The sequence below is a fragment of the Bacillus sp. T-10(2022) genome, assembly GCF_056502895.1.
Genome location: NZ_CP113518.1, coordinates 2,839,281 through 2,854,404, shown reverse-complemented (window position 1 = coordinate 2,854,404; position 15,124 = coordinate 2,839,281). Strand labels below are relative to the sequence as shown.

The 15,124-nt window shown below is 38.6% G+C and carries 16 protein-coding genes; 14 read left to right on the top strand and 2 right to left on the bottom strand.

The window, feature by feature from the left end; all coding sequences use genetic code 11:
• Positions 1-83: 83 nt before the first annotated feature.
• From OSJ91_RS13985 to OSJ91_RS13925, 13 genes are all read left to right on the top strand, one after another.
• The gene (locus tag OSJ91_RS13985; RefSeq protein WP_485889853.1) at positions 84-911 is read left to right on the top strand and encodes a TrmB family transcriptional regulator; all 828 of its coding nucleotides are present in this window, start codon (positions 84-86) and stop codon (positions 909-911) included.
• A gap of 301 nt (positions 912-1,212) precedes the next feature.
• The gene (locus OSJ91_RS13980) at positions 1,213-1,668 is read left to right on the top strand and encodes a HEAT repeat domain-containing protein (RefSeq protein ID WP_485889852.1); all 456 of its coding nucleotides are present in this window, start codon (positions 1,213-1,215) and stop codon (positions 1,666-1,668) included.
• Between the two features lie 207 nt (positions 1,669-1,875).
• Positions 1,876-2,694: a methyltransferase domain-containing protein gene (locus OSJ91_RS13975; protein WP_485889851.1), complete on the top strand. Its 819-nt coding sequence runs from the start codon at positions 1,876-1,878 to the stop codon at positions 2,692-2,694.
• Positions 2,695-3,378: 684 nt separating this feature from the next.
• Positions 3,379-4,074 carry a GntR family transcriptional regulator gene (locus tag OSJ91_RS13970; protein WP_485889850.1) on the top strand — a complete coding sequence of 232 codons (696 nt, stop codon included), beginning with the start codon at positions 3,379-3,381 and terminating at the stop codon, positions 4,072-4,074.
• Complete coding sequence (locus OSJ91_RS13965; RefSeq protein WP_485889849.1) at positions 4,067-4,984, top strand: DMT family transporter; 918 nt, start codon at positions 4,067-4,069, stop codon at positions 4,982-4,984. The genes OSJ91_RS13970 and OSJ91_RS13965 overlap by 8 nt, the downstream gene beginning before the upstream one ends.
• Before the next feature lie 323 nt (positions 4,985-5,307).
• Positions 5,308-6,027 carry a MurR/RpiR family transcriptional regulator gene (locus tag OSJ91_RS13960; RefSeq protein WP_350302711.1) on the top strand — a complete coding sequence of 240 codons (720 nt, stop codon included), beginning with the start codon at positions 5,308-5,310 and terminating at the stop codon, positions 6,025-6,027.
• Between the two features lie 127 nt (positions 6,028-6,154).
• Positions 6,155-7,624, top strand: coding sequence for a glycoside hydrolase family 1 protein (locus tag OSJ91_RS13955; RefSeq protein WP_485889848.1), 1,470 nt, complete (start codon positions 6,155-6,157; stop codon positions 7,622-7,624).
• Between the two features lie 3 nt (positions 7,625-7,627).
• Positions 7,628-7,939 carry a PTS sugar transporter subunit IIB gene (locus OSJ91_RS13950; RefSeq protein ID WP_350302709.1) on the top strand — a complete coding sequence of 104 codons (312 nt, stop codon included), beginning with the start codon at positions 7,628-7,630 and terminating at the stop codon, positions 7,937-7,939.
• Positions 7,940-7,972: 33 nt separating this feature from the next.
• Positions 7,973-9,319, top strand: coding sequence for a PTS sugar transporter subunit IIC (locus OSJ91_RS13945; protein ID WP_485889847.1), 1,347 nt, complete (start codon positions 7,973-7,975; stop codon positions 9,317-9,319).
• A gap of 12 nt (positions 9,320-9,331) precedes the next feature.
• A complete protein-coding gene (locus tag OSJ91_RS13940) occupies positions 9,332-9,565 on the top strand; it encodes a hypothetical protein (protein ID WP_350302707.1) in 234 nt (77 codons plus the stop codon).
• An 18-nt stretch (positions 9,566-9,583) separates the two neighbouring features.
• A complete protein-coding gene (locus OSJ91_RS13935; protein WP_485889846.1) occupies positions 9,584-10,486 on the top strand; it encodes an ROK family protein in 903 nt (300 codons plus the stop codon).
• Positions 10,487-10,488: 2 nt separating this feature from the next.
• On the top strand, positions 10,489-10,803 hold the full coding sequence (locus OSJ91_RS13930) for a PTS sugar transporter subunit IIA (RefSeq protein WP_485889845.1): 315 nt from the start codon (positions 10,489-10,491) through the stop codon (positions 10,801-10,803).
• An 18-nt stretch (positions 10,804-10,821) separates the two neighbouring features.
• Positions 10,822-12,150 (top strand): 6-phospho-beta-glucosidase, encoded by a 1,329-nt coding sequence (locus tag OSJ91_RS13925; RefSeq protein WP_485889844.1) that lies wholly within the window; start codon positions 10,822-10,824, stop codon positions 12,148-12,150.
• A gap of 223 nt (positions 12,151-12,373) precedes the next feature.
• Here OSJ91_RS13925 and OSJ91_RS13920 read toward each other — a convergent pair whose 3' ends face one another.
• Positions 12,374-12,745: a cyclic-phosphate processing receiver domain-containing protein gene (locus tag OSJ91_RS13920; RefSeq protein ID WP_098372364.1), complete on the bottom strand. Its 372-nt coding sequence runs from the start codon at positions 12,743-12,745 to the stop codon at positions 12,374-12,376.
• 380 nt (positions 12,746-13,125) lie between these two features.
• Between OSJ91_RS13920 and OSJ91_RS13915 the strand changes: the two genes are divergently transcribed.
• The gene (locus tag OSJ91_RS13915) at positions 13,126-13,305 is read left to right on the top strand and encodes a hypothetical protein (RefSeq protein WP_485889843.1); all 180 of its coding nucleotides are present in this window, start codon (positions 13,126-13,128) and stop codon (positions 13,303-13,305) included.
• Between the two features lie 463 nt (positions 13,306-13,768).
• Here the strand turns inward: OSJ91_RS13915 and OSJ91_RS13910 are convergent, their stop codons facing one another.
• A complete protein-coding gene (locus OSJ91_RS13910) occupies positions 13,769-14,800 on the bottom strand; it encodes an acyltransferase (RefSeq protein ID WP_485889842.1) in 1,032 nt (343 codons plus the stop codon).
• Positions 14,801-15,124: the final 324 nt, after the last annotated feature.

Below are 15,124 nucleotides of genomic sequence, written 5' to 3'. Positions count from 1 at the left end.
ATTAGATGAAAATGGAAAACGTCAACAGATTTTGTTAAAATATTAGTTACAAAGGTAGCGACTAAGGTTGTGTTGGAGGGATTATGAAAGAAAACATTTTAGAAACATTAAAAAATCTAAATTTTACCGAATATGAAGCGAAAGCATATCTTGCCTTATTGGAAGAATCGCCATTAACAGGCTATGCAGTTGCAAAAAACTCCGGTGTACCACGTTCAAGAATCTATGAAATTCTGGACAGTCTCGCAATAAGAGGAGATATTCTGGTTAGTCCTGGAAACACACCACAATATACGCCTGTACCTGCAAAGGAACTAATAAAAAACCGTCGGATAAAAGCAGAAGAGAATTTTGAACGGGCAGAAAAATCATTAGCGGAGTTTGAACGTTCTGCAAATGACCGTGAAAATATCTGGAATATCATGGGACGCAATGAAATACTCGATAAGGTAAAAGCTTGTATATTATCTGCTAAAAAAAGAATACTCTTAGAGATTTGGGAAGACGAATTCGTAGAATTAGAGTATGAACTAAGACAGGCAGCAAATAAAGGGGTCAATGTAACAATTATTGCCTATGGGGAAATCGTCTGTGATTTTGCTAATGTTTACCTCCATTATATGGGTTATGCAATTACAGAAGAGTATGGCGGACGATGGCTTGTTATCAGTGGAGATGATTCAGAAGTAGTAGCAGGCATTGTCTCGCTTGGTAAAGATAGCCGTGCAGCATGGACCATGCATGTAGGATTAGTGATGCCCATTACAGAAGTCATGATTCATGATTTGTATCTGATGGAAATCATGGAGAAGCATAGAGAACTATTAGAAGAAAGCTTTGGTGTAAATCTCGCCAATTTACGTAAAAAGTTTTCTATCCATCCAGATTATAAAAAACATTACGTGGACTAGATTTGCTATTATTGTCTGCATACTTCATAGTCAACTATAGGGGCATGAATCCAGGCAGGATTTATGCCTTTTACTGTTGAAGCTACTTTTGGAGCTATAGGTGCAAGTAAGTTTGTAGAGCAAAGCATCGCACCCCCGGCACCCGACTGATTTGAGGATACAACAGATGATTTAGGAATTTAACTATATTAAAATATGGAAAAGGGTATAATAAGGAATGTAATAAACCATTCCTGGTAATGGGACTATTGTAGTAGCGGATTAACATTTTGATATCCGGAATACTTAGACAGAAGGAGAAATGATTCATTTGAATAACAAAGAAACAAAGGTTATCGAGTTACCTGCCAACTATGAGGAATTAAAAAAATCTGCCAATCGCAAATCTAATTGGAGAGAACGTTTAGATGCGATCGAAGAATTAGGCCAGTCAAAAAATAAACAAGTAATCGACATTCTCACACATATCATGAGTAATGATTCTGTATATAAAGTTCAAGAGGCAGCCTACCGTCAATTGAAAAGTTTAGGTGAAGATGTTCAATTGCCAGCAAGGAAAAAAGGAGAGTTGGTCAAAGGTTTGACCAAAATCTTAGTCAGGATCAAGAAGAGTTTACCAGAAAATCACACATATACTGAATTCAAAGAGAAACTCCAGAAGATGAGAATGGATATATATGATACATATGAGGGTGAAAAAGGAGCAGACTTTGATAAATGGCTTGAAAATACGTGGTCAGCTTTATCGAAAAGATAAAAGTGTAAAGGATAATAAGCAATATTTGTTGCAGGAGCAAAGTTTTTGCTCCTTTTTCTTATGTGTAAAACAAAGTTTTAGCTATGGTATGCTAATATATTTAAAAGAGGAAGTATTTGGCTGTTTGCTTTAATTTGAAACAAACTAATATGCAACTCCAAACCACTGTGAAAGCCGATAAATACATACGAATTCAGGGGAGAAAAGATGACAGATTATATTGAACTTTGGAAACAGGCAATGGCGGATCATACAGGGAATATACCTAACAGGCTAAAAGATGATGCTGCAGAAGAAGCTTTTTGGGCTTCCAAGGTTGCAGCGAAAAAGCAACATAAAGCGGACCCTTATGCAAAAATTGTACAGCAGGAGTTATTGGCATTATTAAAACAGGATGATCATGTATTGGAAATCGGCCCTGGATGGGGAAATTATACATTTGATATTGCAAAAGAAGTCAGGAAGCTAACTTGTATAGATAGTTCCAAAAGCATTATCAATTTTTTGGAATCCCAGGCGAACGAAAAAGGTTTCGAAAACATGGAGTTGATTCATGATAAGTGGGAAAGTGAGACCAAAAGAAACAAATTTGACGTAGTATTTGGTTTTAATTGTTATTACCGTATGACAGAAATCGGTCAAACCTTATTAAAAATGAATGAGTCTGCAGCCCGTTTAGTGATAGTAGGTATGACAACCGGCCCTGAAAAACCTCATTATATGGAATTGCAGCAACAAGGATATACAATCAATTTAAGAAAACGGGATTACATACACATCTTGAATGTTTTGTATCAACTTGGAATACTGGCGGACTGTAAGATCGTTAAATTGAAAAGTAAAAAAATCTATTCCACCTTTGAAGAAGTGATCCGAGATAATACAACAAAAATTCTTGATGAACATTTTTCCTACGATGAAGTAAAAACGATCCTAAATAAATATGTGGTGGAAAAAGAGGGAGTTTTCGAATACGAATATCCGTTTCATGCAGCTTTGATGTATTGGAATCCAAGGTTAACTTAACAATTTGAGTACCTTTTTCTCAGAGTTCTTTACCTTCTTTTTTAGGTCCTTCAGGAAAAAGGTATTTTTTCTGTTGGATATTCGCAAAATAATATTAACAAGACTACAAAAAAAGATGATAAAACGGAGTGTGAATGATAAATGAAAGAAATATCCGAAAAGAGATTTTGTGAAACTTGTAAAAAAGAGACAGTTCATACAGTAACTGAAGATGCATTGGAAATAGAATATTCATGTAATGAGTGCGGTCAGCACCAAGACATTTTCAAGACATTTTTTTAGAAACACCAAATTTCACTTGAAATGGTCATAAAGTGAGAAGTATCCAATTCATTCGCGAAAACTATCCAATATTTGTGAGTTCCAGGAGCACTAAACTACAAATGTCGTAAGTCTCAGTCTAGTGTTCTAAAAATTTAAAAATACATACTATGGATATACAGAAAAATAGAACTTATTTTCAGTGAATCGTTGTAAATCTTAAAGCTCGAGGACTCATGGTAGAAGGATTACTTTCATCATTCGAAAAAAATGTTTTTACTATGGAAGTATTCCCTTTTATTAAAATGTGTTTGATGTTTTAACAAAGGATCCAGATTTAAATTTTCTATAATTTCTTTCTTACGGCATGCAATATGTGATATATTGCATATTATATATCGGTAATTTAAGGAGGTATAGCCGTTGAAGCATTCAAATTCATCTCAAAAAATAAAACGTACTTCTGTACGTGAAGAAGCATACATGATATTGCGGGATTGGATTGTCCAGGGAAACCTAACGCCAGGCCAGCAATTACGCGATAAAGAATTAGCCGAGCAATTGGGTGTAAGCAGAACCCCAATAAGAGAAGCACTATTAAGGCTTGAGGATGAAGGATTTGTCGAGACCAAGCCGAGCCGTTCAACAATTGTTTCCCCTATACGATTCGGTGGTGTATTAGACATATACTCCATTGTTTGGACACTGGAAAAGCTGGCTATGGAACAGGCTTTTGATTTCATTGAAGAAAAACACTTAATAGAAATGGAAGCCATCAATCATGAAGTGAAAAAAGCAATCGACGAAGGAAATCAAATGGTGGCCGTTCAGAAAGATAATGACTTTCATTCCATTTACATCAATCTTTCTACAAATGATGAAATGAAGCGGATCCTATCGGGACTCAAACAAAAACTTATACGAATGGAACTGTTTTATTTCAATCAGGTAAGTGATGTTCATCTTTCCGTTGATGAGCATGATCAGATCATACACGCATTAAGGAATGGAAATCTCACTATGGTGCTTAAGGTGATAGAAAAGAATTGGAAAGAAAGTTATTTAAGAATTCAAGCCCATACGGAACGTGTAAAAAGCGAGGTAGAAAAAAATGAGTAATGATACTTTAGTTGCTATATCACCTTCAAGAAACAAAGGGATTGCACTAGTACTGACTGGTGCCGCGTTATGGGGAGTGTCAGGGACGGCAGCTCAATATCTGTTTCAGCAGCAAGGATTCAGTCCTGAGTGGCTCACTGTTATACGCTTGTTGCTTTCTGGAATCATCTTATTGGGTGTCGCTTATAAGAATGAAAGGCTGAAAGTTTTTGAGATTTGGAAAACCAAAAAAGATGCGCTTCAAATTATCCTTTTTGCCATTCTAGGAATGCTCGCTGTTCAATACACATATTTTGCAGCGATTGAACATGGCAACGCAGCCACTGCCACAGTCCTTCAATACTTGGCACCGGCGCTTATCACTTGTTATTTAGCCATTCGCTCCAAACGTTTTCCAAGCATTACTGTGAGTGTAGCTGTGATCATAGCGATTTTAGGCACTTTTTTGCTTGTGACGGGAGGAAGCATTCGTACACTATCCATTTCCGGCTGGGCAGTATTTTGGGGAGTAACATCAGCCTTTGCATTGGCGTTCTATACATTGCAGCCTTATAAACTCCTTTCTAGATGGGGAGCGATGATTGTTGTGGGTTGGGGCATGTTGATTGGAGGCATATGCTTTAGCGTGATCCATCCTCCATGGGCATTTGAAGGCAATTGGACGTTTCCTTCATTTTCAGCGGTTTTATTCATCATCATTTTCGGTACGATCATTGCTTTTTATTTTTATTTGGAAAGTACCAAATTCATCTCGGCTTCTGAGGTAAGTTTATTTGCTTCGGTTGAACCATTATCCGCAACCTTAATATCCGTTTTCTGGCTGAATGTAACATTCGGTTTTGCCGAGTGGCTTGGCACGCTCTGCATTATTAGCACCATTACGATTTTATCGATCGTAAAAAACAAGTAATGTCAGATGCTAATTATTACTAGGCGAAAAAACTAATAATCTACTATGGAGTGGACGAAGCTCGAAAATATACACTTCTTTAAAAAGTAATTACACTTCATGTGAATTGCTTTTTTTGTATTTTACGAGTATTACGCAACATTTGGCTATTCAAAGGCCGTTATTTAGACTGTGCAACTTATCCAGCAGAACCAATCTTCCAAATAACCTATGTATTATAAGTAATAAAAGGAGAAATGGCATAGAAATCGAAATATAGATACGAGTATGGAAAATGAAAATGAGACTTTGGTCGTTAACTGACACTCAAAAGGAGTTTTTATATGTTTACTAGAGAAGCCATTGCATCTTTTAATGAATTGGAATGTTCGTTATATGGTTATATTACCAAAAACGCAGAAAAGGTCTCTTATATGAGGATAAGGGAGCTCGCAGATGAGACACATGTCTCTACTTCCACTATCCTTCGTTTTTGCAGAAAGGTTGATTGCGCTGGTTACTCTGAATTCAAAGTGAAGCTTAAGATGTATATAAGTGAGAAACAGCATGTCAAGCTAAAGAGTACCCAACATTCTTTGTCGGAATTTGTAGAGAGGACACTGAAGGGAAGCTTCGAGTCATATATTCAAGAAACGGCGAGGCTGATTGCCAAAGCGGAGAGTGTCATTTTTCTTGGTATTGGAAGCTCGGGCATTATGGCTGAATATGGGTCACGCTATGTTTCCAGCCTTGGGAAATCTTCCTTATATATTAAGGATCCTTTCTTTCCAATCCATTCAAAGTATTCAAGTAACAGTGTAACGATTGCCTTGAGTGTGTCTGGAGAAACGATAGAGATCATTGACCTTATAAAATGTTTAAAAGAAGAGGGAAGCACCATCGTCAGCATAACCAATAATAAAGTCAGTACGATTGCAAGGATTTCCGATTTGAATATATCCTATTTCGTGACAGAGGAATACAGCGGTAAATCGAATATAACCACCCAAATTCCGGTCGTTTATCTGTTAGAGGCGATTGCCAAAGAAATATACAAGATATAGATCACGAGAAACATCCTGTTTCTTTTATGTAACAGATGACAACTGACGTCACAAAAAACAGAAAGGGGGAATGGTATTTACCGCAACATTGAAAGCGGATACAATTTATTTAGGAAGAGGTGAGATAATGATTCATCAAAAGAGTGAACGTTTCCCAGAAAACTTTTTATGGGGCTCTGCATCGGCAGCATACCAAGTGGAGGGAGCATGGAATGAGGATGGAAAGGGTCTTTCCGTCTGGGATATTTATGCAAAAAAGAATGGTACGACTTATGAAAGTACGAACGGTGATGTGGCGGTTGACCATTATCATCGTTTCAGGGAAGACATTGCCTTGATGGCCGAAATGGGATTGAAGGCATACCGCTTTTCTGTTGCCTGGAGCCGGATTTATCCTGAAGGGAAAGGAAAAATCAATGAAGCGGGCCTGAAATTTTACGATGACCTCATTAATGAATTGCTAAAACACGGCATTGAGCCCATTTTAACGGTTTACCACTGGGATGTTCCCCAAGCATTAATGGAGGAATATGGTGCCTGGGAATCAAGGGAAATCATTCATGACTTCAACGAATATTGCATCACGCTGTTCAAACGCTTCGGTGGACGGGTTAAGTACTGGGTTACTTTGAATGAGCAAAATGTATTTATCGGATTAGGATACCGTACAGGGCTGCATCCACCGGGTGTGAAAGATGCAAAAAGGATGTATGAAGCCAATCATATTGCAAACTTGGCCAATGCTAAAGCCATCCAATCATTCAGAAGGTTCGTACCTGAAGGCAAAATCGGTCCCAGCTTTGCTTTTGGACCGACATACCCTTTTACTTGTGCCCCGGATAATATCCTTGCTTATGAAAATGCCGAGGATCTCAATAACCATTGGTGGCTGGATGTTTATTGCTGGGGAACCTATCCTATGATAAGCATGAAGTATTTAGAGAGAAATGGTCTGGCTCCGACCATCATGGATGGGGATATGGAACTTCTGGCCTTTGGAAGGCCTGACTTCATCGGTGTCAATTACTATAGATCGGGAACTGTCGAAATGAACCCGCTTGACGGCATTGAACTGGGGACCATGAATACGACCGGAAAGAAAGGAACATCAGAGGAAAGCGGTGTTCCCGGACTTTTCAAATCAAAGCGAAATCCTCACTTGGATGCAACGAACTGGGATTGGGAAATCGACCCTACAGGCCTTCGTATCGGACTTCGCAGATTGACCAGCAGATATAGGCTCCCTATCCTCATCACTGAAAATGGCTTAGGTGAATATGATACGCTCCTTGAAGGGGATGTGGTGAATGATGAGTACCGCATTGAGTATTTGAAAAGTCATGTATCGGCCTGCCAGGATGCCATCAGTGACGGTGTGGACCTAATTGGATATTGCACTTGGTCATTCACGGATATACTTAGCTGGCTTAATGGCTACAAGAAGCGCTACGGCTTCGTTTATGTGAACAGAGATGAACATAGTGAAAAGGATTTAAGGCGCATAAAGAAAAAAAGTTTCTATTGGTATAAAGAATTGATAGAAAATAACGGAAATAATTTACAGAATATTCAATCTATTATTCAAAAGGAGGAATAATGAATGAAAAAAATCCTATTGGTATGTGCAGCTGGAATGTCCACCAGCTTGCTCGTTAATAAAATGAATGACGCTGCAAAGGATAAGGGCATCGCCATTGATATTGTTGCCTTGCCCATTTCAGAATGCTCAAAAGCCGCTGAGGAAGTGGACGTCGTATTATTGGGTCCTCAGGTCAGATATCAAAAAGCACAGGTGGATGCCATTGTAGACGGAAGGGTGCCAGTAGAGGTTATAGAAATGAGAGCATATGGAACGATGAACGGGAGCGCGATCCTCGATCGGGCATTAGAGCTTATTGGTCAAGACCAATAAAACAAAAAAAAGAATGATTCAGGGGGGTATTTTATGGGATTCATGGCTAGTTTTGAGCGTGGTATGGAAAAAGCCCTTGTTCCTGTCGCGGCTAAACTGAACTCTCAAAGGCATATTGTTGCTATTCGTGACGCTTTTATATTAGCATTTCCAATCACGCTTGCGGGTTCATTGATCGTTTTACTGAATTTTGCTGTACTGGCTCCGGATGGATTCATTGCAAAGATGCTGTTCTTGAATAAGCTATTTCCTAATTTGGCTGATTTCCAGCAGGTATTCGCACCAGTATTGAATGGTTCAACCAGTATTTTATCCATATTCATCGTCTTTCTAATTGCCAGGAATATCGCCTTAGCCATGAAGGCGGATGACCTTCTTTGCGGATTAACTGCCCTTTCCACTTTCTTCATTGTATATCCCGCTTATACGGTGGTTGACGGGACGAATTTCCTTTCCACTCAATGGGTGGGGGCACAGGGTCTCTTCGTAGCCATGATCATCGGCTTGCTCGTGGGCGAGATCTTCAGCCGTTTATCCAAATCGAAACGTCTTCAAATCACGATGCCTGCGTCCGTACCGCCAGCCATCTCGAGAACATTCAAGGTTCTTTTTCCAATCGTCATCATTACAGTTTTATTCTCAGTTGGTAATGCAATCATTCTAGCTATCTACCCAAATGGGATCCATGAATTGATATATGCAGCGATCCAGACCCCATTGAAAAACTTGGGAACCAATATATTCTCGTTAATTATCCTGGCCATAGTATCGAATCTCCTCTGGGTCTTCGGGATTCATGGTCCTAATACAGTTGCCGCAATCAGGGAAGGAATGTTTGCGGAGGCAACGCTTGAAAACCTGAACTATGTCGCTGCACATGGATCTGCCTGGGGAGCTCCCTACCCTGTTACTTGGGCTATCAATGATGCTTTCGCCAATTACGGTGGATCAGGCATGACCCTGGGATTGATCATTGCCATTTTCATCGCATCAAGAAGAAAGGATTATCACGATATCGGAAAGCTTTCCATTGCACCGGGCATCTTCAATATCAATGAACCGATCATCTTTGGATTGCCAGTTGTACTTAATCCAATATTGATCATCCCTTTCATCCTGGTGCCGGCAGTAAACATCTTGATCGGCTATATCGCGATCACAACAGAGCTGATACCGCCGATAGCCTATACTGTGCCGTGGACGACGCCTGGTCCGCTTATTGCATTCTTTGGTACTGGCGGAAACTGGATGGCCTTGGTTATTGGATTCGTCTGTCTGGCTGTTTCAACGCTTGTCTATCTACCGTTCGTGCTAGCTTCCAATAAAGCTGCAGCCATACAGCAACCAACGGATGCCGGCAATAACGATTTACCTGCTTAGAAAGGAGAATGCATGAATACTTATCAAATTCAAATGAATTGCGGACAGATATCATATCTTTGTGATTTCTTCTCGGAATATGAAGATGAACGCATAAAAACAACTCTTCTATCCTCAAATCGGGTTCAGGCAATATTTGAAGCAATGACCGCCCTCAAAGGAGAGGAAGCGGTGAAGCACCTTAAACAGGTCTTTCAGCAATCTAAGTTCGGCCCTGGTCTATATTATACTATCAAAAAAATTTAGTAAGGGGGACAGGATATCATGTCCAACTATCTAGCCTTTGACATAGGGGGAACGGAAATAAAATACGGATTGCTGACAGAATTAGGCGATATTTTGGAAAAAGGAAGATTTCCGACGGTTCGCAACAATGGGGAAGCTATCCTTGAAGCGATCTTAGCTAAAGTTTCCGTTTTTCCCAGTTTACGAGGAATCGCCATTAGCGCTCCCGGCTTTGTCAATGACCAGACAGGTTTTATAGAAATGGGTGGAGCCATCAAGGATTTTGATGGTTTCAACATTAAAACATATATGGAGGAACGGACGAATCTGCCTGTCACGGTGGAAAATGATGTGAATTGTGTCGCTCTAGCCGAGAAATGGAAGGGGAACGCAAAGGACACTGAACACTTTCTCTGCATGACTGTCGGTACAGGGGTTGGCGGAGCGGTTTTCCTTAACAATCAATTATACCGGGGCATTTCCTTTGGGGCCGGTGAATTTGGATTCATGATCACCCATGGTAGCAAAGATGGATCAGCTTTTAAAAATACTTTGAGTTGGAATGGATCTATTTCAGGCATCAGGGAACGGTATGCAAAACATAAAGGAATTTTGGTTGAGGAAGTAACCGGACAGGATGTTTTTCATGCATATGAAACTGGAGACCCTATAGCTCGCGATGAAGTGGAAAGGTTCTATGATAGCCTTGCAATTGGAATCCACAATTTGTATTTCATGTTCAATCCAAGCAAAATCTTGATTGGCGGAGCTGTAAGTGCCAGGCAAGAATTGATACCAGAGCTCAGAAGAAGAGTCGAATCATTAAATGGATATATAAATGGAGATTGTATTGAAGCATGTTTTTTGAACAATGATGCAGGCATGTTCGGTGCCTTGTTTCATCATCTGCAAACATATGTAAACCAAGGAAGAAGGGAATAGTCATGGAAGGATTGGAAGCTGTAGCTTTTGAAATGATCAGCAATGTAGGGACCGCAAAGAGCTTGATCATGGAAGCCTTGTATGAGGCAAGAGAAGGACGATATGAAGCGGCCGAGGAAAAACTGAAGAAATCCCAGATTCATATGGTTGAAGGCCACCATGCCCATTCAGGGCTCATCCAGCAGGAAGCATCAGGACAAAAGGTGGAATTCTCGCTTCTACTTATGCATGCAGAGGATCAAATGATGAGTGCTGAGACGATAAGGGACCTAGTTGCAGAAATGATTAAAATGTATCAGGAAATGAGACAAAAATAAGAATGGTGGGATGTCATTTTGAAGAATGGGATAAAAATCGTGACAATAGGCGGCGGTTCCAGCTATACACCGGAACTGATTGAAGGTTTTATCAAACGGTATGATGAACTTCCTGTAAGTGAAATCTGGCTCGTTGACATAAACAAAGGTATCGAAAAACTGGAGATCGTCGGAAACCTTGCTAGGAGAATGGTTAAAAAGGCAGGTCTGCCAATTGACATTCACCTTACACTTAACCGACGCGAAGCATTGAAGGATGCAGATTTTGTAACGACCCAATTCCGCGTCGGATTACTTGATGCAAGAGCTAAGGATGAAAGGATTCCATTAAAATATGATGTAATCGGACAGGAGACAAATGGGCCTGGAGGTCTCTTCAAAGGACTTCGGACCATACCAGTGATACTTGAAATCTGCAGGGATATGGAGGAGCTTTGTCCGGATGCCTGGCTTGTGAACTTCACCAACCCAGCTGGAATGGTTACGGAGGCAGTCTTAAGGTATAGCACCATCAAAAAGGTTGTTGGTTTATGCAATGTTCCCATCGGGATGAAAATGGGCATAGCAAAAGCTTTGGATGTAGAGCCAGACAGGGTTCAAGTCGATTTTGCAGGATTGAATCATATGGTATTTGGACTGGATGTATATGTGGACGGAAAAAGCGTGAAGGATAAAGTAATAAATGCGCTTGGGGATCCAAAAAATGAAATGACGATGAAAAACATTGCGGGCTTTGCCTGGGATCGTGATTTCATCAAAGGAATGGGCATTATTCCTTGCGGATACCATCGTTATTATTACAAGACCGATGAAATGCTTGCCGAAGAAAAGGAATCTTCAGCAACAAATGGGACGCGGGCCGAGGTCGTTCAACAACTGGAAAAGGACCTATTTGAATTGTATAGAGATCCTGAACTGAATGTTAAACCGGCTCAACTAGAAAAGCGCGGTGGAGCGTATTACAGCGAAGCGGCATGCAGTCTCATCAATTCGATTTACAATGATAAGCGGGATATTCAGCCAGTCAATACACGCAATAACGGGGCGATAGCGAGTATTCCAAATGAATCAGCCATTGAAATTAACTGTGTGATCACCAAAGAAGGGCCAAGACCAATCGCCATTGGCGACCTGCCTGTAGCAGTCCGGGGATTGGTCCAGCAAATTAAATCTTTTGAAAGGATGGCTGCTGAAGCGGCTGTCACAGGAGATTATCATAAAGCTTTAGTGGCGATGACCATAAATCCTTTAGTACCATCAGACACCATCGCCAAAAAAATACTGGATGAAATGCTCGAAGCGCATAAAGAAGACCTGCCGCAATTTTTTAATGAAGTGAAATCATGATTTAAATCAATGGTTACAGAAGGTGCCTATAGCTTTTGGACCAAAAAAGATCACTCCCTGATAGATTCTGATCAGGGAGTGATCTTTTTAAATTAAGGATTGCTTCTATCTGTACAACAGTCAAAATAAAAATACAAAAAAGCAACTATGAATAAAGTTGCCTTTTCAATATAGTTTATTTTACATTTACAATGGATGAAATGTAATTGAGATTGAGAAGAGTTTACCGTATATCTATATAATGTTGCAGAACCTTTGACGGGAAGAATTTGAGAGGCAATGGTCGTAAGGATACAATAATGGCAGGGGGCATAGTTAAATTCCGTTGTGCTTGCTTTAAACAGTTGTACATTGCTTTACCGCCAACTGAATTTGCAGAGTGAATAGTAATGCGATTGGCAAATAGTTTTTCTTTGACCATCTTTTGAACAAGCATAAAACCATTCCTGGTTTTATTTAATAAATCATGGTCCAAAGAAAGATGTTCAATATCAAAGTTTTGCAATAGCTCTATACATTCGTCAATAGTCTCGACTAACACATAGCCATCGGGTGCTTTCCGATAGTCATCCAGAAATACGCTGATTTTCTCCATTTACTACACTCCTTTCCTTATACAAGTGTGACTAAGAAAAGTCTATCAAACCCAAGAAAATATGGTTTGATATATTAAGTCTAACATAACAATGTAAGAAGGGGGCATATTCGACGTTAAAGACTAATATACGACAGCCTTTTTTAATAAATATTCTATATACTTATCGTTGTGCTACCTCAACTGACGGAACTTTACTAAAAGGAGGAACTGTCACTGAGCCCATTATGAAACTAAGTTGCATGGTTTGTAATAAAAAACGTATAGTCCAACTTCTTCTTAATATCCCTTGTGAAATATGGTACAAAACATCCATTTACAAGTTAATGATTGTAATAAATTGGGTAAAAGGTAATATCTTGACTAAAAGGAGAAGTGATATGTTACATCCAGACGAGATTTACCTTGTACTTAGGGACAAAACGCTGCTGTTGGAGTTAAAGGAACAAATAAATGACTATCATATTTCCTACTTATCAATCATTAATGATCAGCTTACATTGATTAATGATGCTTTAAAAGAATGTAACGTTGATTCCTTCACTATGTCAAAAGGATAAAACGGATAAATTTACTGTCTTATAAAAAGGGGATCAATTTTTAAACTATAAATAACCAGCTTAGCGCCCTTTGAGAAAGGCGCTTTTTTAATGGGCAAAGTAGTATCAAACCTATCATTACTTATATATGAGAAAGCGGGAGAACAAACCATATCACCGAAAATCTGTTTAATTGGCATCATAAAGTCTTGGTCGCACTAAGTTAAAATCGAAGTGTCAAAAAAGGATTTAACATAATTGAATTAATTCAGGGTTTGCAAATATAAAGTTAAAATTCTCAAAAAAAGGGAGTGACAACAAATTTCTGTCAAACTTAGTTGAAAGCAAAAAACAGATTTTTTTCATTTATAGAGGAGAGAACATCGAATTAATAACGCTTGGACCTGTGGTTTTTTAAGTGTAATTTTTAAGAAGAATTATGGGGACTTGAGGTCTCATGCGCTTTTATCGTTGTAACTCTCCACTAACAGGTTTTTATCATTTTGCTTAAACGCCTTTTGAAATATTGAAGGAGGTCATAAGAAATGTACGACATAGAAATTATAAGGAGTGTCTCAAATAGTTTTAACAATAAATTGTCGGATATATGATCCATTTTTACTGCCGATAAAATCAAATCAAAAATATCGATGAAGACCACATGAACAATGTATATACCTAGGGCTCTTCCTCCTACTTTAGTAATGAACAAATCCTTCCCCAATGTTTTATTATTTAATGCAAATAAAAAAAGAAATGCAGTTAAAAAGATAGTAGAAATAAAATATTCTCCATGGCTTCCTGATAATACCTTATCTAATAAGTATCCTTCTACCACTTGGAAAGTAAAGAAGATAAAAATTAATAATAGGTAGGTTTTGGCTGTTATTGCTCTTGACTTTTTAAAGAATTTATCATCCGCTAAGAAGAATCCCAAAGTTGTATAAAAAAGACCAATAAATAAAGCATCCCGTGTACTTTGAGGAAAATCATAGAACACAGAATACGATTGTCCGAAAAGACCTATCAAGTTTAATATTAGGCTGATGGTTAAAAGAAGCCTTACTTTTTTTAATTTTAAAAAAACGAAAAGAATGATAACACTCCAAATTAATGCGGTTAAAAACCACAATTGGTATCCGCTAGTCCCAGTTCCGTAATATATAAGGTCAAGAAAGGAAAAATGATTAATGTATTGCGCTAATTCCTTTGCTGCATCGGTAGCAACTTTATAAAGAATAAGAACATCATACATCATATAAAAGAAGAGCCAGCATAAATACAGTTTTAAGATTTTTATAATATACCTTTTAAAATAATCAATGGAATCCCTTGTATGTATCATCTTTTTACCGAACAAATAACCAGAGGCAGTAAAGAAGAATGGCACCGCAAACCTTGAGATGTTATCGAGAATAAATAGACCAATTTGGCTATCCTTTGGGAATACATGAATGACTACAACAGAAAAAATTGCAAAAAATTTAATAAAGTCAATCGCGCTATTTCTTTCCATTTGTTCACCCTTTTCATAACACTTTTACTATCATTGGTTATTCCTTATATTATGTACACCAAAGCAATATTTTTATTTATTTTTCTTTTTTTGAATCCAATTACGAGATACTGTAAGAAACTTAAAGGAGGGGGAGTGGTGCATCACCTTGCGGATAGTCATAATGTATGCCAATGTTCGAATTAACTTGGCTCTTACAGAAGAAAATCCTGTAATCTTGCCTATTGACCATAGGAAATGTGGGAACTACCTGATTACAAATTGCAAATTGATATCTCATTATTGGTGTAAGAAGTCCAAAGAGTATAGTAAGGTGCTAAACGC

Coding starts and splice junctions, on each gene's coding strand:
- OSJ91_RS13985 (WP_485889853.1), top strand. CDS start 84: ATGAAAGAAAACATTTTAGAAACATTAAAAAATCTAAATTTTACCGAA.
- OSJ91_RS13980 (WP_485889852.1), top strand. CDS start 1,213: ATGATTCATTTGAATAACAAAGAAACAAAGGTTATCGAGTTACCTGCC.
- OSJ91_RS13975 (WP_485889851.1), top strand. CDS start 1,876: ATGACAGATTATATTGAACTTTGGAAACAGGCAATGGCGGATCATACA.
- OSJ91_RS13965 (WP_485889849.1), top strand. CDS start 4,067: ATGAGTAATGATACTTTAGTTGCTATATCACCTTCAAGAAACAAAGGG.
- OSJ91_RS13960 (WP_350302711.1), top strand. CDS start 5,308: ATGTTTACTAGAGAAGCCATTGCATCTTTTAATGAATTGGAATGTTCG.
- OSJ91_RS13955 (WP_485889848.1), top strand. CDS start 6,155: ATGATTCATCAAAAGAGTGAACGTTTCCCAGAAAACTTTTTATGGGGC.
- OSJ91_RS13950 (WP_350302709.1), top strand. CDS start 7,628: ATGAAAAAAATCCTATTGGTATGTGCAGCTGGAATGTCCACCAGCTTG.
- OSJ91_RS13945 (WP_485889847.1), top strand. CDS start 7,973: ATGGGATTCATGGCTAGTTTTGAGCGTGGTATGGAAAAAGCCCTTGTT.
- OSJ91_RS13940 (WP_350302707.1), top strand. CDS start 9,332: ATGAATACTTATCAAATTCAAATGAATTGCGGACAGATATCATATCTT.
- OSJ91_RS13935 (WP_485889846.1), top strand. CDS start 9,584: ATGTCCAACTATCTAGCCTTTGACATAGGGGGAACGGAAATAAAATAC.
- OSJ91_RS13930 (WP_485889845.1), top strand. CDS start 10,489: ATGGAAGGATTGGAAGCTGTAGCTTTTGAAATGATCAGCAATGTAGGG.
- OSJ91_RS13920 (WP_098372364.1), bottom strand. CDS start 12,745: ATGGAGAAAATCAGCGTATTTCTGGATGACTATCGGAAAGCACCCGAT.
- OSJ91_RS13915 (WP_485889843.1), top strand. CDS start 13,126: ATGTTACATCCAGACGAGATTTACCTTGTACTTAGGGACAAAACGCTG.
- OSJ91_RS13910 (WP_485889842.1), bottom strand. CDS start 14,800: ATGGAAAGAAATAGCGCGATTGACTTTATTAAATTTTTTGCAATTTTT.